Origin of the sequence: Halomonas sp. CSM-2 (assembly GCF_002119345.1) — a bacterium.
In the GTDB taxonomy this organism is placed as follows: Bacteria; Pseudomonadota; Gammaproteobacteria; order Pseudomonadales; family Halomonadaceae; genus Vreelandella; species Vreelandella janggokensis.
This window is the reverse complement of record NZ_NBYR01000003.1, coordinates 87130-109551: the sequence shown is the minus strand read 5'-3', so window position 1 is coordinate 109551 and position 22422 is coordinate 87130. Positions and strand designations below refer to the sequence as shown.

At 57.1% G+C, this 22422-nt stretch carries 16 protein-coding genes and 4 tRNA genes; 2 read left to right on the top strand and 18 right to left on the bottom strand.

Annotated elements, in window-relative coordinates; genetic code table 11:
• Positions 1 to 39 precede the first annotated feature (39 nt).
• The 18 genes from tuf to B7L15_RS03210 all read right to left on the bottom strand — a co-directional run bounded on the left by tuf (position 40) and on the right by B7L15_RS03210 (position 19397).
• Complete coding sequence (gene tuf / locus B7L15_RS03295; protein ID WP_085917614.1) at positions 40 to 1233, bottom strand: elongation factor Tu; 1194 nt, start codon at positions 1231 to 1233, stop codon at positions 40 to 42.
• Between the two features lie 29 nt (positions 1234 to 1262).
• The gene (fusA, locus tag B7L15_RS03290) at positions 1263 to 3386 is read right to left on the bottom strand and encodes an elongation factor G (RefSeq protein ID WP_085917613.1); all 2124 of its coding nucleotides are present in this window, start codon (positions 3384 to 3386) and stop codon (positions 1263 to 1265) included.
• A 193-nt stretch (positions 3387 to 3579) separates the two neighbouring features.
• Positions 3580 to 4050, bottom strand: coding sequence for a 30S ribosomal protein S7 (gene rpsG / locus B7L15_RS03285; protein WP_027337504.1), 471 nt, complete (start codon positions 4048 to 4050; stop codon positions 3580 to 3582).
• Positions 4051 to 4198: 148 nt separating this feature from the next.
• On the bottom strand, positions 4199 to 4573 hold the full coding sequence (rpsL, locus tag B7L15_RS03280; RefSeq protein WP_066318585.1) for a 30S ribosomal protein S12: 375 nt from the start codon (positions 4571 to 4573) through the stop codon (positions 4199 to 4201).
• A gap of 163 nt (positions 4574 to 4736) precedes the next feature.
• Positions 4737 to 8951 (bottom strand): DNA-directed RNA polymerase subunit beta', encoded by a 4215-nt coding sequence (gene rpoC, locus B7L15_RS03275; protein ID WP_085917612.1) that lies wholly within the window; start codon positions 8949 to 8951, stop codon positions 4737 to 4739.
• A 10-nt stretch (positions 8952 to 8961) separates the two neighbouring features.
• Entirely contained in the window at positions 8962 to 13038 is a 4077-nt protein-coding gene (gene rpoB, locus B7L15_RS03270; protein ID WP_085917611.1) for a DNA-directed RNA polymerase subunit beta, read from the bottom strand.
• A 252-nt stretch (positions 13039 to 13290) separates the two neighbouring features.
• Positions 13291 to 13662: a 50S ribosomal protein L7/L12 gene (rplL, locus tag B7L15_RS03265; RefSeq protein WP_066318605.1), complete on the bottom strand. Its 372-nt coding sequence runs from the start codon at positions 13660 to 13662 to the stop codon at positions 13291 to 13293.
• A gap of 94 nt (positions 13663 to 13756) precedes the next feature.
• On the bottom strand, positions 13757 to 14257 hold the full coding sequence (rplJ, locus tag B7L15_RS03260; protein WP_066318608.1) for a 50S ribosomal protein L10: 501 nt from the start codon (positions 14255 to 14257) through the stop codon (positions 13757 to 13759).
• A 304-nt stretch (positions 14258 to 14561) separates the two neighbouring features.
• The gene (rplA, locus tag B7L15_RS03255; protein WP_085917610.1) at positions 14562 to 15254 is read right to left on the bottom strand and encodes a 50S ribosomal protein L1; all 693 of its coding nucleotides are present in this window, start codon (positions 15252 to 15254) and stop codon (positions 14562 to 14564) included.
• Positions 15255 to 15256: 2 nt separating this feature from the next.
• Positions 15257 to 15688: a 50S ribosomal protein L11 gene (rplK, locus tag B7L15_RS03250; RefSeq protein WP_085917609.1), complete on the bottom strand. Its 432-nt coding sequence runs from the start codon at positions 15686 to 15688 to the stop codon at positions 15257 to 15259.
• A gap of 140 nt (positions 15689 to 15828) precedes the next feature.
• A complete protein-coding gene (gene nusG, locus B7L15_RS03245; protein WP_066318615.1) occupies positions 15829 to 16362 on the bottom strand; it encodes a transcription termination/antitermination protein NusG in 534 nt (177 codons plus the stop codon).
• Between the two features lie 8 nt (positions 16363 to 16370).
• Positions 16371 to 16754, bottom strand: a complete 384-nt coding sequence (secE, locus tag B7L15_RS03240) for a preprotein translocase subunit SecE (protein ID WP_085917608.1) — start codon at positions 16752 to 16754, stop codon at positions 16371 to 16373.
• Between the two features lie 73 nt (positions 16755 to 16827).
• Positions 16828 to 16903: transfer RNA gene (locus B7L15_RS03235), tRNA-Trp, on the bottom strand.
• A 160-nt stretch (positions 16904 to 17063) separates the two neighbouring features.
• A tRNA-Thr gene (locus B7L15_RS03230) sits at positions 17064 to 17138 on the bottom strand.
• 28 nt (positions 17139 to 17166) lie between these two features.
• Positions 17167 to 17240 (bottom strand) — tRNA-Gly (locus B7L15_RS03225).
• 103 nt (positions 17241 to 17343) lie between these two features.
• A tRNA-Tyr gene (locus B7L15_RS03220) sits at positions 17344 to 17427 on the bottom strand.
• A 147-nt stretch (positions 17428 to 17574) separates the two neighbouring features.
• Complete coding sequence (locus B7L15_RS03215; RefSeq protein WP_085917607.1) at positions 17575 to 18414, bottom strand: type III pantothenate kinase; 840 nt, start codon at positions 18412 to 18414, stop codon at positions 17575 to 17577.
• Positions 18411 to 19397, bottom strand: a complete 987-nt coding sequence (locus B7L15_RS03210; RefSeq protein WP_085917606.1) for a biotin--[acetyl-CoA-carboxylase] ligase — start codon at positions 19395 to 19397, stop codon at positions 18411 to 18413. Before B7L15_RS03210 ends, B7L15_RS03215 begins: the two co-directional genes overlap by 4 nt.
• A gap of 162 nt (positions 19398 to 19559) precedes the next feature.
• Here B7L15_RS03210 and typA point away from each other — a divergent pair, with 162 nt between their 5' ends.
• Positions 19560 to 21386, top strand: coding sequence for a translational GTPase TypA (gene typA / locus B7L15_RS03205; RefSeq protein ID WP_085917605.1), 1827 nt, complete (start codon positions 19560 to 19562; stop codon positions 21384 to 21386).
• Positions 21387 to 21608: 222 nt separating this feature from the next.
• A complete protein-coding gene (locus B7L15_RS03200) occupies positions 21609 to 22379 on the top strand; it encodes an ABC transporter ATP-binding protein (RefSeq protein WP_085917604.1) in 771 nt (256 codons plus the stop codon).
• Positions 22380 to 22422: the final 43 nt, after the last annotated feature.

The window sequence follows — 22422 nt, the reverse complement described above, 5'->3', positions numbered from 1 at the left end:
GGGCTCAAACGAGCCCCCTTTCACATTCAGCGAATCAACTTACTGAATGATTTTGGCCACAACGCCAGCGCCAACGGTACGGCCGCCTTCACGAATCGCGAAGCGCAAACCTTCGTCCATGGCGATCGGAGCGATCAGGGTGACAACCATTTTCACGTTGTCGCCCGGCATGACCATCTCAACGCCTTCCGGCAGTTCACAGGTACCGGTGACGTCAGTGGTACGGAAGTAGAACTGCGGACGGTAGCCCTTGAAGAAAGGCGTGTGACGACCACCTTCTTCTTTGGACAGTACGTAGACTTCTGCTTCAAAGACGGTGTGCGGGGTGATGGTGCCGGTTTTCGCCAGAACCTGACCACGCTCAACGTCATCACGCTTGGTACCACGCAGCAGGGCGCCAACGTTCTCGCCTGCACGACCTTCGTCGAGCAGCTTACGGAACATTTCAACGCCGGTAACGACCGTCTTGGTCGTGTCGCGCATACCGACGATTTCAACTTCTTCGCCCGCCTTGATGATGCCGCGCTCTACACGACCGGTAACAACAGTACCACGGCCAGAGATAGAGAATACGTCCTCGATCGGCATCAGGAACGGCTGATCGATGGCACGCTCAGGCTCCGGAATGTACTCATCCAACGCCTTGATCAGGTTGGCAACGGCAGTCGTACCCATGCCGTTGTCGTCCTTGCCTTCCAGAGCCATCAACGCAGAACCAGTGATGATCGGCGTGTCGTCACCCGGGAAATCGTACTGGTCGAGAAGTTCACGAACTTCCATTTCAACCAGCTCGAGCAGCTCTTCGTCATCGACCATGTCCGCCTTGTTCAGGAACACAACGATGAACGGAACGCCTACCTGGCGAGACAGTAGGATGTGCTCACGCGTTTGCGGCATCGGGCCGTCGGCGGCAGAACATACCAGGATTGCGCCGTCCATCTGCGCAGCACCGGTGATCATGTTCTTGACGTAGTCGGCGTGCCCCGGGCAGTCAACGTGTGCGTAGTGACGCGTCTCGGACTGGTACTCCACGTGAGACGTCGCGATGGTGATACCGCGCTCACGCTCTTCCGGCGCGTTATCGATGGCGTCGAACTCACTCCAGTCACCACCGAATACTTCAGCGGAAACGCGGGTCAAGGCCGCAGTCAGAGTCGTTTTACCGTGGTCGACGTGACCAATGGTGCCGACGTTGATATGCGGTTTGGAACGTTCAAATTTTTCCTTAGCCACTGCTATAACCTCTTTACGTTAGCTAACGGTTAACCGTTTTGGTTGATGACGGCTTCAACGACGCTGGAGGGCGCCTCCTCGTACTTCGCGAACTCCATAGAGTAGCTCGCACGGCCCTGGGTTTGCGAGCGGAGATCGGTTGCATAACCGAACATCTCACCCAGCGGCACCGTTGCACGAATGATTTTACCAGACGAGGAATCATCCATGCCCTGGACCAGGCCGCGACGACGGTTCAGGTCGCCCATGACGTCACCCATAAACTCTTCGGGGGTCACGACTTCGACCTTCATCACCGGCTCCAGCAGCACGGCCTTGGCTTTCCTGGCACCTTCTTTCACTGCCATAGAAGAAGCAATCTTGAACGCAGTCTCGTTGGAGTCCACGTCGTGATAGGAGCCATCAAACAGCGTCACTTTAACGTCAATCATCGGGTAACCCGCAATGACGCCATTTTTCAGCTGCTCGTATGCCCCTTTCTCTACTGCCGGGATGTATTCCTTGGGAACCACACCACCGACGATTTCCGAGTTGAATTTGAAGAAGATTTCATCATCCCCTTCGCCTTTCTCCTCGTAGGTCAACGGCTCGATACGCATGATAACGTGACCGTATTGACCACGACCGCCAGACTGGCGTACGAACTTGCCTTCCTGCTCGACGCTGCCGCGAATCGTTTCACGGTAGGCCACCTGCGGCTTACCGATATTGGCTTCTACCTTGAACTCGCGACGCATACGGTCGACAAGAATATCGAGGTGAAGCTCGCCCATTCCCGAAATGATCGTCTGACCAGTCTCTTCGTCGGTTTTCACCTGGAAGGACGGGTCTTCCTGGGCCAATTTACCCAGAGCAACACCCATCTTTTCCTGGTCAGCCTTGGACTTCGGCTCAACCGCTACCGAGATAACCGGGTCGGGGAATTCCATACGCTCAAGCACGATCTTGTGATTGATATCACACAGGGTGTCCCCGGTGGTGACATCTTTCAGACCGATACAAGCCGCGATATCGCCCGCGCGTACTTCCTTGATTTCTTCGCGCGAATTCGAGTGCATCTGAACGATACGTCCAACACGCTCTTTTTTGCTCTTGACCGAGTTGTAGACGCCATCACCAGAATTCAAAACGCCCGAGTAGACGCGAATAAACGTCAGGGTACCCACAAAGGGGTCGGTGGCAATCTTGAACGCCAAGGCAGCAAACGGCTGATTATCGTCCGCTTCACGGGTATCGATAGTACCGTCTTTATCATCAAGCTCGCCTTCGATCGCCTTGACTTCAGTCGGCGACGGCATGTACTCGATGACGCAGTCCAGCACTGCTTGAACGCCCTTGTTCTTGAAGGCGGAACCGCAGGTGATGAGGACGATTTCGTTAGCCAGGGTGCGCGCACGCAGACCTGCCTTGATCTCTTCGATGGTCAACTCACCACCTTCGAGATACTTTTCCATCAACTCATCAGAACCTTCTGCCGCGGCTTCGACCATCTGCTCGCGGTAGGTTTCTGCCGTTTCGACCAGCTCTTCGGGAATATCAACCAGGTCATAATTCATGCCCAGGTTCTCTTCGTCCCAAAGGATGCCCTTCATCTGGATCAGGTCGATGACGCCCTTGAAGTTCTCTTCCGTGCCCCAGTTGATCTGGATGGGCACGGCATTGGCACCCAGGCGCTCTTTCAACTGGTCGACGACCATGAAGTAGTCGGCACCGGTCCGGTCCATCTTGTTGACGAAGACCATGCGCGGCACTTCGTACTTGTTGGCCTGGCGCCATACTGTCTCGGTCTGCGGCTGAACGCCGGAAGAACCGCACAGTACGACAACCGCCCCATCAAGTACGCGCAGGGAACGCTCAACTTCGATGGTGAAGTCAACGTGCCCCGGTGTGTCGATGATGTTGATGCGGTGCTCAGGAAACTGCTTGCTCATGCCCTGCCAGAAACAGGTCGTCGCAGCTGAGGTGATAGTAATACCACGCTCCTGCTCCTGCTCCATCCAGTCCATGGTCGCCGCACCGTCATGCACCTCACCCACTTTGTGGGAAAGGCCGGTGTAGAACAGTACACGCTCAGTCGTCGTGGTTTTACCCGCGTCGACGTGGGCGACGATACCGATATTACGGTAACGATTTAGTGGAGTCTTGCGTGCCACGGTGGAACTCCCGTTTGTTGGCGATGCTCGTGAATCTGGAGGTGCGTTTTTTGCTTATGCCACCGCCGCCATCAATCATGATAGCGGCGGCATCTTGCAACTGACGCTCACTGATCTCGACACGGCGCAGTAGCAAAAAAGCATCTCCAGAAAACGCCGAATTTAAAAAACGCTGATGCTAAAAGCGCCGATCTTAAAAACGGTAGTGCGAGAAGGCCTTGTTGGCTTCTGCCATACGATGCACGTCTTCGCGCTTCTTGACGGCAGAACCCTTGCCTTCAGCGGCATCCAGCATTTCGCCTGCAAGACGCTGAACCATCGTTTTCTCACCGCGACGACGCGCCGCGTCAACCAGCCAGCGCATGGCGAGCGCTTGGCGACGTGACGGACGAACTTCAACCGGCACCTGATAAGTCGCACCACCGACACGGCGCGACTTTACCTCGACCATCGGCTGGATAGCTTCCAGCGCCTTGTCGAAGATCTCCAGCGGCTCTTCTTTACTACGCTCGGCAACCTTGTCCAACGCACCATAAACGATGCGCTCAGCTATGGACTTCTTGCCGCTGAACATCAGGTGGTTCATGAACTTCGCCAGGCGCTCACTTCCGAACTTGGGATCCGGCAGGATTTCGCGCTTAGCTACAACTCTTCTTCTAGGCATGATAAGCCCTCAATTTAAGGATCCTTCAGGTAAACTCGGAACTCACACAAGCGATTTCGCGAAGTGCCGCCCGACCTTACTCTTATCAGACCATCATATGCGTGATAAACATCTCGTACGGACGCCGCTTACGCGACGCAGCACCGAATTAGGACTTCGGACGCTTGGTACCGTACTTGGAACGACCCTGCTTCCGATTCTGTACGCCAGAGGTGTCAAGGGCGCCGCGAACGGTGTGATAACGCACACCGGGCAAGTCCTTCACACGACCGCCACGAATCAGCACAACAGAGTGCTCCTGGAGGTTGTGACCTTCACCACCGATATAGGAAGCCACTTCGAAGCCGTTGGTAAGGCGCACACGGCAAACCTTACGCAGGGCCGAGTTGGGCTTCTTCGGGGTGGTGGTGTAAACGCGCGTACATACGCCGCGCTTTTGCGGACAAGCCTGAAGCGCGGGCACGTCACTCTTGGTGACGGGGCGCTTACGCGGCTTGCGCACTAGCTGATTAATCGTTGCCATGGTGTTTAGCTGACTCCAATGGTTGCCTGGCCTTCCAGCGGATGCGGGCGTACCCACCCCACTGTTAAAGGCTGCGCATTCTAAAGGCTGACCCTAGCCGACGTCAAGTCCTGCCGGTCGCTAAACCGACAGGACCATGATGCCAAAGGGTCAGGTCTCAATGTTAGAGCTCGTCGTCGGAATCCAATGCGGTCAACTGAGCTCCCAGCTCCTGCTCTACCTCGGTCGCCGAGGGATTGTACAGGCGCTCGACGTCTTCGCGTTTGCGGCGACGTTCCGCGTGGTGAGTCAGACCGGTACCTGCCGGAATCAGACGACCCACTACGACGTTTTCTTTCAGGCCGCGCAGATAATCGCGCTTGCCGGTTACCGCTGCTTCGGTCAATACACGGGTCGTTTCCTGGAACGATGCCGCCGAAATGAACGATTCGGTCGCCAGACTGGCCTTGGTGATACCCAGCAACAAGCGCTGATACTTGGCGGGGAATTTGCCTTCCTTCTCAAGTACTGCGTTCTGCTCCAGCACCCGCACTAGCTCTGCCTGATCGCCAGTGATGAAGTCAGAATCGCCAGAGTCGGTGATTTCCACCTTGCGCAGCATCTGACGCACAATCACTTCGATGTGCTTGTCGTCGATACCGACGCCCTGCAGGCGGTAAACATCCTGAACTTCGGCGGCGATGTACTTGGCAAGCTCGGCGACGCCCAGCAGACGCAGGATATCGTGAGGATTGCTCGGCCCGTCGGAAATCACCTCGCCTTTCTCGACGGTCTCGCCCTCAAACACGGCAATCTGGCGCCACTTGGGAATCAGCGCTTCAAACGGATCACCGGATTCCGGCGTGATCGTGAGGCGACGCTTGCCTTTGGTCTCTTTACCGAAGCTGACCACACCGCTGATCTCGGCCAGGATTGAGGGTTCTTTCGGCTTACGCGCTTCGAACAAGTCAGCCACGCGTGGCAGACCACCGGTGATGTCTTTGTTACCGGACGCCTCGACCGGAATACGGGCAACCACTTCACCCACACCGATCGCCGCACCGTCATCAACGGAAATAATCGATTTACCCGGCAGCAGGTATTGCACTGGGGTATTCGCCCCGGAGACCGAAACGTACTCGCCAGCGGTATCCTTGAGCATGACCATCGGGCGCTTGTCACGACCGGCCATGGGACGTGCCGCAGCTTCGATAACCTCGATGGACGACAGGCCCGTCATCTCGTCGACGGTACGGTGCATGGTGACACCCTCGTCGAGATCGATGAACTGCGCCTTACCTTCCACTTCGGCAACGATCGGGTGAGTGTGCGGATCCCACTTGGCGACCGTTGCACCGGCATCGACGACATCGCCGTCACGCACGGAAAGCTCTGCACCGTAGGGTAGCTTGTAGTACTCACGCTCGCGACCATGGTCGTCAGCAACGGCCAGGGCGCTGGAGCGGGATACCACGACCAGCTTGCCGTCGGCACGCTCAACGTGCTTGATGTTGTGCAGGCGCACCTTGCCGCCGTGCTTGACCTGGACGCTGTCCACTGCCGATGTCCGCGAAGCCGCACCACCGATGTGGAAGGTCCGCATGGTCAGCTGGGTACCCGGTTCACCGATGGACTGAGCGGCGATGACGCCGACAGATTCACCGATGTTGACCTGATGACCGCGAGCCAGGTCACGGCCGTAGCAGGCAGAGCACACGCCATGCGGCGTATCACAGGTAATCGTCGAACGAACGATAATTTCGTCAACGCCCATGGTGTCCAGCGACGCGCACCATTTTTCATCGAGCAGCGTACCGCGCGGGATAAGGACTTCATCCGTTCCAGGATCGACTACGTCCTGAGCTACCACTCGACCCAACACACGCTGGGACAACGGTACGATGATGTCGCCGCCTTCGATGATCGGGTGCAACGTCAGGCCGTTTTCGGTACCGCAATCGGACTCGGTAATCACCAGATCCTGTGCGACATCGACCAGACGACGGGTCAGGTAACCGGAGTTGGCCGTCTTCAGGGCCGTATCCGCGAGACCTTTCCGCGCGCCGTGGGTCGAGATGAAGTACTGCAGTACGTTCAGGCCTTCACGGAAATTGGCGACGATCGGTGTTTCGATGATCGAGCCGTCCGGCTTGGCCATCAGACCACGCATACCCGCCAGCTGGCGGATCTGGGCGGCGGAGCCACGTGCGCCGGAGTCGGCCATGATGAAGACGCTGTTGAACGAATCCTGTTCGACTTCGTTGCCATCGCGATCAACCACCGTCTCTTTCGAGATACCGGTCATCATCGCCTTGGCGACTTTGTCATTGGCCTTGGACCAGATGTCGATAACCTTGTTGTACTTCTCGCCCGCTGTTACCAGGCCAGAAGAGAACTGGTCTTCGATTTCCTTAACTTCCGCCTCGGCAGCGTCGACAATTTCTGTCTTCGCTTCGGGAATGACAAAGTCGTTGACGCCGATAGAGGCCCCGGACATCGTCGCCAGACGGAAGCCGGTATACATCAACTGGTCAGCGAAGATGACGGTCGGCTTGAGGCCGGCGCGACGGTACACTTCATTGATCAGGCTGGAGATCGCCTTTTTCTTCATCGGCTGATCGATCAGCTCGAACGGCACCCCTTCCGGCAGGATGCGGAACAGCAGTGCCCGACCCACCGTGGTGTCGTAGATACGGCGGTGATGAGAACGATCCCCGGTCTCTTCGTCAACATCCACTTCGTCCAGGCGCACTTTCACCCGCGCGTGCAGCGATACCGTCTGGGTACCGAAGGCGCGCTCGACCTCATCGAGGCCGGAAAAGATCATGCCTTCGCCTTTATCGTTGATTCTTTCCCGGGTCATGTAGTAAAGACCCAGAACAACGTCCTGCGACGGCACAATGATCGGCTCGCCGTTGGCGGGCGACAGCACGTTGTTGGTCGCCATCATCAATGCACGGGCTTCGAGTTGGGCTTCCAGGGTCAGCGGTACGTGTACCGCCATCTGGTCACCATCAAAGTCGGCATTGTAGGCAGCACACACCAGCGGGTGCAGCTGGATGGCCTTACCTTCGATCAGCAGCGGTTCAAACGCCTGGATACCCAGACGGTGCAGCGTCGGTGCGCGGTTAAGCATGACCGGATGCTCGCGGATAACGTCGGCGAGGATATCCCACACTTCCGGCAGTTCGCGCTCGACCATCTTCTTGGCCGCTTTGATCGTTGACGCGTAGTCAAGCGACTGAAGCTTGGAGTAGATAAACGGCTTGAACAGCTCCAATGCCATCTTCTTGGGCAGACCGCACTGGTGCAGACGCAGCGTCGGACCCACGGTAATCACCGAACGGCCCGAGTAGTCGACGCGCTTACCCAGCAGGTTCTGGCGGAAACGGCCTTGCTTGCCTTTGATCATGTCGGCGAGCGATTTCAGCGGACGCTTGTTGGTACCGGTAATCGCACGGCCGCGGCGGCCGTTATCCAACAATGCATCGACCGCTTCCTGGAGCATGCGCTTCTCGTTGCGCACGATGATGTCCGGCGCATTGAGATCGAGCAGCCGCTTGAGGCGGTTGTTACGGTTGATCACTCGACGGTAAAGGTCGTTGAGATCCGAGGTCGCGAAGCGGCCACCGTCGAGCGGCACCAACGGACGCAAGTCCGGCGGCAGCACGGGCAGCACTTCCATGACCATCCACGCCGGCGCGTTGCCGGAGTGGTAGAAGGCTTCCAGCAACTTCAGACGCTTGGAGAGCTTCTTGATCTTGGTTTCAGAGTTGGTCTGCGGAATTTCTTCGCGCAGATGATTGATCTCTTCTTCCAGATCAATGTCCTTGAGCAGCTCCTGGACGGCTTCGGCACCCATACGGGCATCGAAATCGTCGCCGAACTCTTCCAGCGCTTCGAAATACTGCTCGTCGTTCAGCAGCTGACCGCGCTCCAGCGTGGTCATGCCCGGATCGATAACGACAAAGCTTTCAAAGTACAGCACGCGCTCGATATCACGCAGGGTCATATCGAGGAACATGCCGATGCGCGACGGCAGTGATTTCAGGAACCAGATGTGAGCCACCGGGGAGGCGAGCTCAATGTGCCCCATACGCTCACGACGCACGGCGGCCTTGGTCACTTCAACACCGCACTTCTCGCAGATAATACCGCGGTGCTTCATGCGCTTATACTTGCCGCACAGACACTCGTAGTCCTTGACCGGGCCGAAGATCTTGGCGCAGAACAGACCATCCCGCTCCGGCTTGAAGGTCCGGTAGTTGATGGTCTCGGGCTTCTTCACCTCGCCGAAAGACCAGGAGCGAATCATGTCCGGCGACGCCAGGGTAATCTTGATCGCGTCAAACTCTTCGGACTGAGATTGCGATTTGAGTACTTTCACCAAATCTTTCATGGGACGGCTCCTAGCTCTCTAACTCGATATCGATGCCCAGCGAGCGGATTTCCTTCACGAGTACGTTGAAGGATTCCGGCATGCCTGCCTGCATGGTGTGGTCGCCATCCACGATGTTCTTATACATCTTGGTGCGTCCTTCGACGTCGTCCGATTTGACGGTGAGCATCTCTTGCAGCGTGTAGGCCGCGCCATAAGCTTCCAGCGCCCACACTTCCATCTCACCAAAGCGCTGACCACCGAACTGCGCTTTACCGCCCAGCGGCTGCTGGGTGACGAGCGAGTAAGAACCGGTAGAACGCGCATGCATCTTATCGTCGACCAAGTGGTTCAGCTTGAGCATGTACATGTAGCCAACGGTAACAGGGCGGTCAAAGGCATCACCGCTACGTCCGTCGTACAATGTCATCTGACCCGACTCGGGAATGTCCGCCAGCTTGAGCAGGTGCTTGATTTCGTGCTCTTGAGCACCGTCAAACACCGGCGTTGCCATGGGCACGCCCGCCTTGAGGTTTTTCGCCAGCGCAATGACTTCGTCATCACTCAGCGAATCGATGTCTTCGACCCGCGTGCCTGGCGTGTTGTATACCTGCCCCAGGAAGTCGCGGATCTCGGCCACTTGCTGTTCACGGGCATCGCGCAACATGGCTTCGATCTTGACGCCTAGACCACGCGCCGCCATGCCCAGGTGGGTTTCGAGAATCTGACCCACGTTCATCCGCGACGGTACACCCAAGGGGTTCAGCACTACGTCAACCGGCTCGCCTTGCTCGTCGAACGGCATGTCTTCGATGGGCATGATCGCCGAGATAACACCCTTGTTACCGTGGCGGCCAGCCATCTTGTCGCCCGGCTGAATGCGGCGCTTGACGGCCATGTAAACCTTGACGATCTTGAGCACGCCCGGTGCAAGATCATCGCCCTGGGTCAGCTTGCGCTTCTTGTCTTCAAAGCGCTCGTCCATTTCTTTGCGGCGATTTTCCAGCTGCTCATCGGCCTGGGCCAGCAGCTCGTTAACGCTCTCATCCTGCATGCGTAACTTGAACCACTGCTGACGCGGCAGCTCGTCAAGGTACGCCGCATCAAGGGTATCGCCTTTCTTGAGGTTCGGGCCACCGTTAACCACCTGGCCTTCCAGAGTCCGCTTGAGACGCTCGAAGGTTGCGTCTTCAGCGATACGATAGGTCTCCTGCAGGTCCTTGCGTACCTCATCCAGCTGCATTTGCTCGATCGCAAGCGCCCTGGAGTCTTTCTCGACGCCGTCACGGGTAAACACCTGAACGTCGATAACGGTGCCTTTCATGCCTGTGGGGGCACGTAGCGAGGTGTCTTTCACGTCAGACGCTTTCTCGCCGAAGATGGCACGTAGCAGCTTTTCTTCCGGCGTCAGCTGGGTTTCGCCTTTGGGCGTTACCTTACCGACCAGGATGTCGCCCGGGCCCACTTCGGCACCAATGTAGACAACACCGGCATCGTCCAGCTTGCCAAGCGCCGACTCACCGACGTTGGGGATATCCGACGTAATCTCTTCCGGGCCCAACTTGGTGTCGCGCGATACGCTGGTCAGTTCCTGGATGTGAATGGTGGTGAAACGGTCTTCTTGGGCCGCCCGCTCGGAAAGCAGGATGGAATCCTCGAAGTTGTAACCGTTCCAGGGCATGAAAGCGATGCGCATGTTCTGACCCAGCGCCAGATCGCCCATGTCCACCGACGGGCCGTCGGCGAGGATATCGCCACGCGCCACGTCGTCACCAGGCCGCACGATGGGGCGCTGGTTCATGCAGGTATTCTGGTTCGAGCGGGTGTACTTGGTCAGGTTGTAGATATCGACCCCGGCTTCCCCGCCGATGATCTCGTCTTCATTGACCCTTACTACCACACGACGTGCATCAACGGAATCAATCACCCCGCCACGACGAGCTACGGCACAGACACCGGAGTCACGGGCAACGAAGCGCTCCATGCCGGTACCCACCAGTGGCTTCTCGGCACGCAGTGTAGGCACCGCCTGACGCTGCATGTTGGAACCCATCAAGGCACGGTTGGCATCATCGTGCTCAAGGAACGGAATCAATGCCGCTGCCACTGATACCACCTGGCGCGGCGAGACATCCATCAGCGTGACCTGCTCAGGCCGCATGAAGGTGGTTTCGCCCTTGTGACGGGCCTGCACCAGATCGTCGCTCAGCTTGCCGGACTCATCCACGGCCGCTGATGCCTGGGCAATAACATAGTCACCTTCTTCGATTGCCGAGAGGTGAACAATATCGTCGGTCAACTGACGGTTCACTACCTTGCGATAAGGCGTTTCCAGGAAACCGTAGCTGTTGGTGTGGCTGTAGGTGGCCAGCGAGTTGATCAGACCGATGTTCGGGCCTTCCGGCGTTTCGATCGGGCACAGGCGACCATAGTGCGTGGCGTGTACGTCGCGCACTTCGAAGCCGGCACGCTCACGGGTCAAACCACCCGGGCCGAGCGCTGAAACACGGCGCTTGTGAGTCACCTCGGAAAGCGGGTTGTTCTGGTCCATGAACTGCGAGAGCTGGCTAGAGCCAAAGAACTCTTTCACCGCCGCTGCCACCGGCTTGGCGTTGATCAGGTCTTGCGGCATCAGGCCTTCACTTTCCGCCATGGAAAGACGCTCTTTCACCGCGCGCTCAACGCGCACCAGACCAACACGGAACTGGTTCTCGGCCATTTCGCCAACGCAGCGAATACGGCGGTTACCCAGGTGATCGATATCGTCAACGTCGCCAAAGCCGTTGCGGATGTTGATCAGCTCACGAAGGACGTCGAGGATGTCTTTACGATCCAGGATGCCGGAACCGGTATCGCCTTCGTTGCGTAAGCGACGATTGAACTTCATGCGACCCACGCCCGACAGGTCGTAGCGGTCCTCAGTGAAGAACAGATTGTGGAACAGCGTCTCGGCGGCTTCCTTGGTAGGCGGCTCACCGGGGCGCATCATGCGGTAGATTTCCACCAGCGCTTCCAACTGCGACCCTGTAGTGTCCAGTTTCAGCGTGTCGGAAATAAACGAACCACAGTCCAGGTCGTTGGTATACAGCGTTTCAATCCGCTTGATACCGCCCTTGGCCATGGCTTCCAGCACGTCCGGGGTAATTTCGGTATTACACGGGCAGATCAGCTCGCCAGTCTTGCTGTCGATCTGGTCCTTGGCCAGGGTTTTGCCGAACAGGTACTCCATCGGCACATCCAGGCGCTCAAGCCCGGCTTTTTCGAGCTGGCGGATATGCTTCTGGGTAATCCGGCGACCTTCTTCAACGATGGTCTCTCCGTTGCCATCCTTGATATCGAAGGTGGCCGTTTCGCCGCGCAGACGCGACGGCACCAGTTCCACTGAAAAACCAGACTTTTCAACGTGGAAAACGCTGGTTTCAAAGAATTCGTCGAGAATCTCTTCCGCACTCATGCCCAGCGCACGCATCAACACCGTGGCCGGCAGTTTACGGCGGCGGTCAATACGCACAAAGACGTTGTCTTTGGGATCGAATTCGAAGTCCAGCCAGGAACCACGGTAAGGAATCACTCGGGCGGAATAGAGCAACTTACCGGATGAGTGACTCTTGCCTTTGTCGTGATCGAAGAAAACACCGGGTGAGCGGTGGAGCTGGGACACAATGACCCGCTCGGTACCGTTGATCACAAAAGTACCGTTCTCCGTCATCAGGGGGATTTCCCCCATGTAGACTTCTTGCTCTTTGATATCTTTGATTGCTTTATTCGAGGAATCGCGATCATAAATGATCAAGCGAACCTTGACGCGCAGCGGTGCGGAATACGTGACTCCGCGCAGCTGGCACTCCTTAACATCGAACGCCGGCGTACCGAACCGGTAGCTGACATACTCAAGCGCCGCATTACCGGAGAAGCTCTCAATCGGAAACACGGACTTGAACGCCGCGTGCAGGCCGATCTCGTGCCGCTCGTCGGGCGAACGATCTTGCTGGAGGAAGTCGTAATAGGAATCAAGCTGGATGGCCAGCAAGTAAGGCACATCCATCACTTGTGGCAGTTTGCCGAAATCCTTGCGGATGCGTTTTTTCTCAGTATATGAGTAAGCCATCTGTATTCCCCAGCTTGTTCACCATGGGTGACCGATGCGTGGTCATCTGCCCTGCGGCCGTGTCAGACGCGAACAGCAAGCTCCTGATCGGGTAGCTCGCCGTCGAAAATCTTGATCGATAACAGTCTTGCGATAACCGTACTACAACGATTCTGCTTCACCGTTCAGTTACAACAGAAAAAGGCCGGCAGCGGGAGTTCCCGCCGCCAGCCGTGGAAGCTTACGCAGCGCGTAAAGCCATCGGCACAAGAATTACTTGAGCTCGACGCTTGCGCCCGCTTCTTCCAGCTTCGTCTTAGCTGTTTCAGCGTCTTCCTTGGCCATGCCTTCTTTGATGGTCGCCGGTGCGCCGTCAACGGCACCCTTAGCTTCCTTAAGGCCAAGACCGGTGATCTCACGTACCGCTTTGATGACGTTAACTTTCTTGTCACCAGCAGAGGTCAGCACCAGGTCAAATTCGGTCTGCTCTTCTTCAACAGCCGCTTCGCCGCCACCAGGGCCAGCCACAACAGCTGCCGCGGCAGTAACGCCGAATTTTTCTTCCATTGCTTCGATCAGCTCGACAACTTCCATGACGGACATGTCGGCTACAGCATTGATGATATCGTCTTTGGTCAGTGCCATTGTTTCATTCCTAACTTTGCGGGAGTCTCGGTTTGCCGACGACTCGGGATTCATTGCTCGGTTCAAGCAGCCTCAGGTTGCGCAGAAAAAGCGTTTAAGCCGCTTCTTCTTTCTGGTCGCGCAGGGCAGCCAGTGTGCGAACCAGCTTGCCAGCGGAGGCTTCTTTCATTACCGACATCAGCTTGGCAATTGCTTCATCGTAAGTCGGCAGGGTTGCCAGACGGTCGATGTCAGCAGCCGGAATCAGCTCACCTTCGTAGGCCAGCGCTTTGACTTCGAAGTCTTTGTCGTCTTTGGCAAACTCTTTGAACAAACGAGCGGCAGCGCCCGGATGATCAGTCGAGAAGGCCAACAGAGTTGGACCCACGAAGCTCTCGGTCAGGCATTCCCACTGGGTGCCTTCGAGGGCGCGACGCGCCAGGGTGTTGCGGACAACACGCAGCTGGACGCCATTCTCACGTGCCTGCTTACGCAGATCGGTCATCTTGCTGACCGTCACACCGCGAGAATCGGCAACTACGACGGAGAGTGCGTCCTTGGCCGCTTCACTGACCTCGGCAACAATCGCTTTCTTGCCTTCAAGTGCTAGTGGCACAGTGATCACTCCTTCGTGCCGAAACCTGTTATAAGTCTCGGTGGTTACCATCTCTTCCAGGTGATCAGTCGATCAACGCTGGAAGCCTTAGGGATGGTGCTCACCAGAAAGCGGTTAGCTAAAAAGCGTTACCAACTGGCGGCCACACCATCTGCGCAGGCGCTTTGAGCAATTAAGCCACACTTTTCAGCATCTACTGCATACATCCAAAGTGCGGCACCTGCGGTCTTTGACGGTGCCCCGGCATGACCGAGGGACCGCAAAGTTATTGCTCGGTTGTTGCTAAAACCTCACGAACACCCGCTTATACGTAAGCAGAATGATCGATAGTCAAACCCGGGCCCATGGTAGTAGACAGGGTGACTTTCTTAAAGTAGATACCTTTCGACGTACTCGGCTTGAGACGCTTCAGGTCAGCGACAAGCGCTTCAACGTTGCCGTTGATAGACGCCGCATCGAAGTCCACTTTACCAACTGTCGTGTGGATGATGCCGTTCTTGTCGGTACGGAAGCGCACCTGACCCGCCTTGGCATTTTTAACCGCCGTCGCCACATCGGGCGTAACGGTGCCAACTTTCGGGTTAGGCATCAGGCCGCGCGGCCCCAGAATCTGGCCCAGCTGACCAACAACGCGCATGGCGTCCGGAGAGGCGATAACGACGTCAAAATCCATCACGCCTTTCTTGACCTGTTCGGCCAGATCGTCCATGCCCACAATGTCGGCGCCTGCTTCTTTAGCGGCATCGGCATTGGCACCCTGGGTAAAGACCGCAACGCGCACATCTTTGCCGGTGCCGTTAGGCATGACAGTAGCGCCACGCACCACCTGGTCTGATTTACGCGGGTCAACACCCAGGTTGATCGCCACGTCGACAGACTCCTTGAACTTGACCGTCGACAGCTCGGAGAGAAGAGTGACAGCTTCTTCAAGGGAATAGACCTTGTTGGTGTCGACCTTTTCACGAATCTGCTTGGCACGCTTGGTAAGTTTCGCCATGATTAGAGACCCTCCACGTTGAGGCCCATGCTACGGGCACTACCCGCGATGGTGCGGACCGCTGCGTCCATGTCAGCCGCTGTCAAATCCGGCTCTTTGGTTGTGGCGATCTCTTCAAGCTGTTCGCGTGTCACCGTACCGACCTTCTTCTTGTTCGGCTCGCCTGAACCCGACTTGATGCCGGCTGCTTTCTTCAGCAGCACAGCCGCCGGCGGCGTCTTGGTGATGAACGAGAAGCTGCGGTCAGAGTAGACCGTAATCACGACAGGCGTCGGCAGACCAGGCTCGATATCCTGAGTCTCTGCGTTGAACGCCTTACAGAATTCCATGATGTTCACGCCGTGCTGACCCAGTGCCGGGCCGACGGGCGGACTTGGATTGGCTTTACCTGCAGCAACCTGCAGCTTGATGTAAGCCTGTACTTTCTTGGCCATCGTTTTACTCCAGTTGGGTGATAACGCCTTTCGGCTCCCCGGTAACAGCCAGATGACGACATCGTCACCTGACACGAATCAAATCAAGACATGGCGCAGCACGAACGCCTGACGGGACACACCCGCCAGGGTATCGACTGCTATTCTTTCTCTACCTGCGCGAACTCGAGTTCGACAGGCGTTGCACGCCCGAAGATCAGCACACTGACCTGCAGACGGCTCTTCTCGTAATTGACTTCTTCCACAACGCCGTTGAAATCAGCAAAGGGACCGTCAACCACACGAACAGACTGGCCCGGTTCAAACATGTGCTTGGGCCGTGGCCTGTCGGTGCCGTCTTTGACACGACGCAGAATGGCATCAGCCTCCCGCGTGGTAATGGGCGCTGGCTTTTCCTTGGTACCGCCAATAAACCCCATTACACGGGGCGTTTCGTTTACCAGGTGCCAGGTATCGTCGGCCATTTCCATTTCGACAAGCACATAGCCGGGGTAGAACTTGCGCTCGCTCTTGCGACGCTTGCCGTCACGCATTTCAACGACTTCTTCAGTCGGCACCAGAATCTCGCCAAAACGATCTTCCACGCCGTACATCTTGACGCGCTCAATCAAGGAGCGCATCACGTGCTTCTCAAAGCCGGAATAGGCGTGAACGACGTACCAACGTTTGGACATGCAAGCTCCTAACCAATAACGCCGGACATCGCCCAGCCAAGAAGAGTGTCAATCAACCAGAGCATCAACCCAACCACCAGCACAGCAACAAGCACAATCGCCGTGGTTTGAATGGTTTCAGGGCGAGTTGGCCATACAACGCGCTGAATCTCTTTCTTAGCGCTTATTGCCAGCTCTACCAACTCACGCCCCTTGGTCGTGGTAAGTGCCAGCAGACCAGCTGCGACACACAACACCACGACGCCCAGCACGCGGTAGATCAGGCCAATATCGGCAAAATAGGTATTACCTACAACGGCAACGACAAGCAACGCAATGACTGCAGCCCACTTGAGCCCGTCATGGCGCGACTGTTGCACCTCAGCGCCATGTTTTACAGAACTCGGCTTCATAAAAACGAGACTCCTCAGGGTGCAGCAAGCGACAAAGGAATTCTTGAAAAAGACATACCAATCTGGGGAAGATTGGCAGGCCAGGAGGGAATCGAACCCCCAACCTGCGGTTTTGGAGACCGCTGCTCTGCCAATTGAGCTACTGGCCTGTATCAATATTTACGCAGACAAGCTCTCCAGCCTACGCAACAGCGGGCGTCATAATAGCGGACAAAAAGCCGCTTGACAACCCTTGCTCACGCCAACCACTTTCATCAAGCAACTGGCGGCAGCGACAAAAAAAGCGAGCATCGCTCGCTTTTTTGAATATGGAGCTCATGGACGGATTTGAACCGTCGACCTCACCCTTACCAAGGGTGTGCTCTACCCCTGAGCTACATGAGCCAAGTACCTATACAACTCAGTACCTAACTGGAGCGGGCGGCGGGAATCGAACCCGCACCATCAGCTTGGAAGGCTGAGGTTCTACCATTGAACTACGCCCGCGCAACTTGCTTCAGAATGATCATCCGCAGCGCGCCTAGTCGTAATATTGCCCGCTTCCGGCTTTCATTCTACGGCATCGACACTTGTCGCTGACGCTTGAAACTGGTGGAGAGGGAAGGATTCGAACCTTCGAAGCTTTCGCGGCAGATTTACAGTCTGCTCCCTTTGGCCACTCGGGAACCTCTCCAACTAAGGCGGCACATTATGCCAAGCTCCAAAGCCGTGTCAAGCTCACTTTGACCTTCAGTGACCGCAACAACCTTTGGCTTCAACAACATAGGATTTTATTACCCTAAACTTGCTGGCCGCATGCCTTGGAACGCGCTGTATTCTGTCAAAGCAGCATGGAGAATGCAAGGCCCGCACGAATTTTTTCCAATGATACCGGCTCCGGAACACGCGGGGCGCCCGCCATCTTACCCGCGCGTTCGGCAAAGGTGAGCGGGAAACGCGCTTCAAGCCCGCCATAGACCATATCAGGCCACACCGCGTGGGGCACCTGCACCCCCCGCGAGACCACGCGGGCGTCGCCACCCGTCAGCAGCATTGGCAGGGCCACGCCTTCCTGATCGCACACCTCGCTGTAGATGCGGTTAATGGCACTCACTGCCGCCATGTAAATGCCATGGTTCACAGCGTCGACCGTTCGCCGCCCTGGCTCCAGCAGAGCGTCCGCTTCGCTTTCCGGGTCAATGGCCACGTTCCGCGTTCCCAGCTTCAGGCTTTCCTTCATCAGGCGCAGTCCGGGTACAATAAAGCCACCCAGGTGCTGTCCGCCTGGCAGCACGAAGTCGATAGTGATGGCACTACCACAGTCTACCGCACAGCAGCCACCCGCGAGCTGATAGCCCGCCAGCGCACCCAGCCAACGGTCGACACCTAATCTTTCGGGCTCTTCGTAGCCGTTGACCACGCCCAGTGCTTCGGCAGTTGAACGGGCAACATGGACATTCCGCACCCGCCGACGCAGCAGCCCCACGGTCTCCTCTAGTACGGCCGCCCGGGCAACACTTGAAATGCGCACAGCTTCGACCACGTCGAGGTCGGGTATATCAGCCCCGGGCCGCCATTCCTCACGTGTCCATACAGCGCCCCGTGACCGTATCTCACTGCTGTCAGCGTCTTTCAGGCGCCACTTGGACAAGGTATTGCCAATATCTAGATCTAGAATCATAAGCGCCTACGTACGCTGATTTCACCGCCCGACAAGCGCTTTGACTGCCCTGATGCCGTTACCCACAGGCTGCCGCTATCGTCCACATCGCACGCGACAGCCTCGTAAACCTGACTACCCTGAGTGACGCGAATGGGTTGGTCAGCATAAGCATGCCGCTCATTCCAGGCCGCGCGCCAGGATGCAAACCCTTGTTGTTCAAACCCCGCCAGCATGGCGAGCAGCCCCGCCACAACATCCGCTGCCAGCTGGTTACGGGAAAGCGACGGCAAGTCATCAAACAGTGCCGCTACCGGCTGTTCAATGGCGTCACGCATTGCCTCGGGCAGCGAGAGGTTCATCCCCATGCCTATCACGACCTCGCACGGGCCGGCCGCGTCCCCGGTCACTTCCACCAATATACCCGCCAGCTTGCCCAACTCATCGCTGTCGCGCTGGGGCAGTAAAATATCATTGGGCCATTTCAGCCGAGGGGCGACACCATGCTGTTCAAGCACCTGGGCAACTACCACGCCAACGGCCAGGCTCAAGCCTTCCAGGGCATTGACACCCGCTTCAAAGCGCCAGCCAACCGAGAGCATCAGGCTTTGCCCCCAGGGCGTTGTCCATACCCGCCCTCGTCGACCACGCCCCGCCGTTTGCAGCTCGACCAGGCACACCTCTGCGTGGCCAGCCCCCTGCTCAAACCGCTCACGCAGGTAGGCATTGCTCGAAGGCAGTTGGTCTTCGACAAACAGGCGGGCAAGGTGATGGCGAGCGGAGGCGGGAAGGCGCTCCACGATTTTTGCTCCGACAAGCGGCTCCAACGGCTGGGCAAGGCGATAGCCGCGCCCCTTGACCGCCACCAGCGACACGCCGAGCGCCTCTAACTTTTTCAGCTGCTTCCAGACGGCAGCGCGTGAAACGCCTAGCGCCTCGCCCAATTGTTCACCGGAATGAACCTCGCCATCGCTTAGCAGCCGCATCAGGTTGCCGATGCTCATGTCCTTGCCCCATCTGGGAAAACGTCTATCTTACCGGATGCGCCAGCAGCGCGAAAACTACTGCCCAAAGTTAATCTATTGATGCCTTGCACAATACAGTGCTGGTAGTAGACCGCACCGAGACCCTATAATGCCGCCCTATTTTTCTAGCAGGATCGCGTCGTGATCGAGAATCTTCGCAACATTGCCATTATCGCCCACGTTGACCACGGTAAAACCACCCTGGTCGATAAACTTTTGAGCCAGTCCGGCACGCTCGACCGCAAAGCCGAAGGGCAAGAGCGGATCATGGACTCCAATGACCAGGAAAAGGAGCGTGGCATCACCATCCTGGCCAAAAATACGGCGATCAAGTGGCAGGACGGCAACGGCACTGACTACCACATCAATATCGTGGACACGCCCGGACACGCCGATTTCGGCGGTGAGGTCGAGCGCGTCATGTCGATGGTGGACTCGGTATTGCTACTCGTTGACGCCGTTGATGGCCCGATGCCGCAGACCCGCTTTGTTACCCAGAAAGCGTTTGACCGTGGCCTGAAGCCTATCGTCGTGGTCAACAAGATTGACCGCCCCGGCGCGCGCCCCGACTGGGTGATCGACCAGATCTTTGATCTGTTTGATAACCTGGGCGCTTCCGACGACCAGCTCGACTTCCCGATTATCTATTGCTCTGCCTTGAACGGCATTGCCGGCCCCGACCCGGAAGAGCTGGCAGACGACATGTCCCCCATGTTCCAGTCGATTGTCGATATCGTCGAACCGCCCAAGGTCGAGAGTGACGGACCGTTCCAGATGCAGATTTCAGCACTGGACTACAACAGCTACGTCGGTGTCATCGGCCTCGGACGCATCAGCCGCGGCAGCGTCAAGCCGAACCAGCAGATTACCGTGGTAACCAAGGAAGGCCAGTCACGCAAGGGCAAGATCGGCCAGGTAATGACCCATATGGGCCTTGATCGCGTACAGACCGACGAAGCCACTGCAGGCGATATCATCTGCATCACCGGCATCGAGAATCTGGCGATTTCCGACACCCTGTGCGACGTGAACGCCGTCGAAGCGCTGCCGCCGTTGACCGTTGACGAGCCGACAGTCTCGATGACCTTCCAGGTCAACGACTCGCCGTTTGCTGGTAAAGACGGCAAGTTCGTGACCAGCCGCAATATCAAGGACCGCCTGGAACAGGAACTCATCCACAACGTGGCGCTGCGCGTTGAACAAGGCGAAACGCCGGAGAAATTCAAGGTCTCCGGGCGTGGCGAACTGCACCTGTCCGTATTGATCGAATCCATGCGTCGTGAAGGCTTTGAGCTGGCCGTTGGCCGCCCCGAGGTGATCATCCGTGAAATCGACGGCGAACAGCAGGAGCCCTACGAAGAAGTCATCATCGACTGCGAGGAGCAGCACCAGGGCGCCATCATGGAAGAGCTTGGCTACCGCAAGGGTGAAATGACCAACATGAATCCGGACGGCAAGGGTCGCGTTCGCCTGGACTTCATCATCCCGGCGCGTGGCCTGATCGGCTTCCGCGGTCAGTTTTTGACCCTGACCTCGGGCACCGGCATCCTGACCAGCCGCTTTGACCACTACGGCCCGCTGAAGCCGGACGCCTCGATCGAGCGTCGTAACGGCGTCATGGTGTCGATGGTCGATGGCAAGGCACTGGCCTATGCGCTTTACACCCTTCAGGAACGCGGCAAGCTGATCGTCGACCACGCCACCGAAGTCTACGAAGGTATGCTGATCGGCATCAACAACCGTGCCAACGACATGGTAGTCAACCCGACCAAGGGTAAAAAGCTCGATAACATGCGCTCAACAGGTAACGATGAAAATATCGTGCTGACGCCGCCGATCAACTTCACCCTGGAGCAGGCCATCGAGTTCCTTGACTCCGACGAGCTGGTGGAAGTAACGCCGAACCATATTCGTCTGCGCAAGAAGCTACTCAAGGAAAACGAGCGCAAACGCTCCAGCAAGAAGTAAGTTCTCGAAGCCCGCTTAGCAGCGGGCTTTTTTTTGCTTGCCACACCCCTGACATGTTGACCACGCACGTTTGCCAAGGGGTTCCCCCAACGCAACCTTAACGGTTACTCGCTGGAAAGCCGCTGCGGTGTAGCGCAAAGTAGCGGTATCCCCGACACGGGAAATCATTTTATTATCGAATTCATACAAACGTTTTGATCATCACTGCCGTCAAGGAAACCCATGACCCCGCTTATCGAGGTTCAACAGGTCAACAAGGCCTTTGGTGGCCTGCAGGTCATCAACGACTGTTCTATCCACGTCGAGAAAGGCTCGATTACCGGCATGATCGGCCCTAACGGCGCGGGCAAGTCGACGTTATTCAACTTGATGGCCGGCGCGTTACAGCCCGACAGCGGGCGTATCCTGCTGGAAGGCGACGATATTACCGCGCTCAGCGCGGATCAGCGCTTTCATAAAGGCCTGCTGCGCACCTTCCAGATTGCCCATGAGTTCACCCACATGAGTGCTCTGGAAAACCTGATGATGGTCCCCCCGGCGCAGGCCGGGGAAAACCTGTTCACGACCTGGTTCAAACCCGGTCTGGTGCGCCGCGAGGAAGCCGAAGTGCGCCGACGCGCGCTTGAGGTGATCGACTTTATCGGCCTTCACCATGTGCGCAATGAGCTGGCTGGCAACCTGTCCGGCGGCCAGAAGAAACTGCTGGAACTGGGCCGCACGATGATGACCAACGCCAAGATCGTGCTGCTCGATGAAATCGCCGCTGGCGTCAACCGTACCCTGCTCGGCGACCTGATAGGCAATATTGAACGACTCAATCGCGAAATGGGCTATACCTTCCTGGTTATCGAACACGACATGGACATGATCGCCCGGCTTTGCGATCCGGTCATCGTGCTTGCCCAGGGTCAGGTCATGGTTGAAGGTCACATCCAGGATATCCAGAACAATCCCGAGGTCATTGAGGCCTATTTCGGTGCCGGAGCAGCGTGACGGATGAAGGCGCCGAGCTTATTTAAATGCCACAAGCAATCAG

What these genes read in the sequence shown, in the direction of transcription:
- rpsG (WP_027337504.1), bottom strand. Translation starts at nt 4,050, where the DNA reads ATGCCTAGAAGAAGAGTTGTAGCTAAGCGCGAAATCCTGCCGGATCCC.
- rpsL (WP_066318585.1), bottom strand. Translation starts at nt 4,573, where the DNA reads ATGGCAACGATTAATCAGCTAGTGCGCAAGCCGCGTAAGCGCCCCGTC.
- rpoC (WP_085917612.1), bottom strand. Translation starts at nt 8,951, where the DNA reads ATGAAAGATTTGGTGAAAGTACTCAAATCGCAATCTCAGTCCGAAGAG.
- rpoB (WP_085917611.1), bottom strand. Translation starts at nt 13,038, where the DNA reads ATGGCTTACTCATATACTGAGAAAAAACGCATCCGCAAGGATTTCGGC.
- rplL (WP_066318605.1), bottom strand. Translation starts at nt 13,662, where the DNA reads ATGGCACTGACCAAAGACGATATCATCAATGCTGTAGCCGACATGTCC.
- rplA (WP_085917610.1), bottom strand. Translation starts at nt 15,254, where the DNA reads ATGGCGAAACTTACCAAGCGTGCCAAGCAGATTCGTGAAAAGGTCGAC.
- rplK (WP_085917609.1), bottom strand. Translation starts at nt 15,688, where the DNA reads ATGGCCAAGAAAGTACAGGCTTACATCAAGCTGCAGGTTGCTGCAGGT.
- nusG (WP_066318615.1), bottom strand. Translation starts at nt 16,362, where the DNA reads ATGTCCAAACGTTGGTACGTCGTTCACGCCTATTCCGGCTTTGAGAAG.
- secE (WP_085917608.1), bottom strand. Translation starts at nt 16,754, where the DNA reads ATGAAGCCGAGTTCTGTAAAACATGGCGCTGAGGTGCAACAGTCGCGC.
- B7L15_RS03215 (WP_085917607.1), bottom strand. Translation starts at nt 18,414, where the DNA reads ATGATTCTAGATCTAGATATTGGCAATACCTTGTCCAAGTGGCGCCTG.
- B7L15_RS03210 (WP_085917606.1), bottom strand. Translation starts at nt 19,397, where the DNA reads ATGAGCATCGGCAACCTGATGCGGCTGCTAAGCGATGGCGAGGTTCAT.
- B7L15_RS03200 (WP_085917604.1), top strand. Translation starts at nt 21,609, where the DNA reads ATGACCCCGCTTATCGAGGTTCAACAGGTCAACAAGGCCTTTGGTGGC.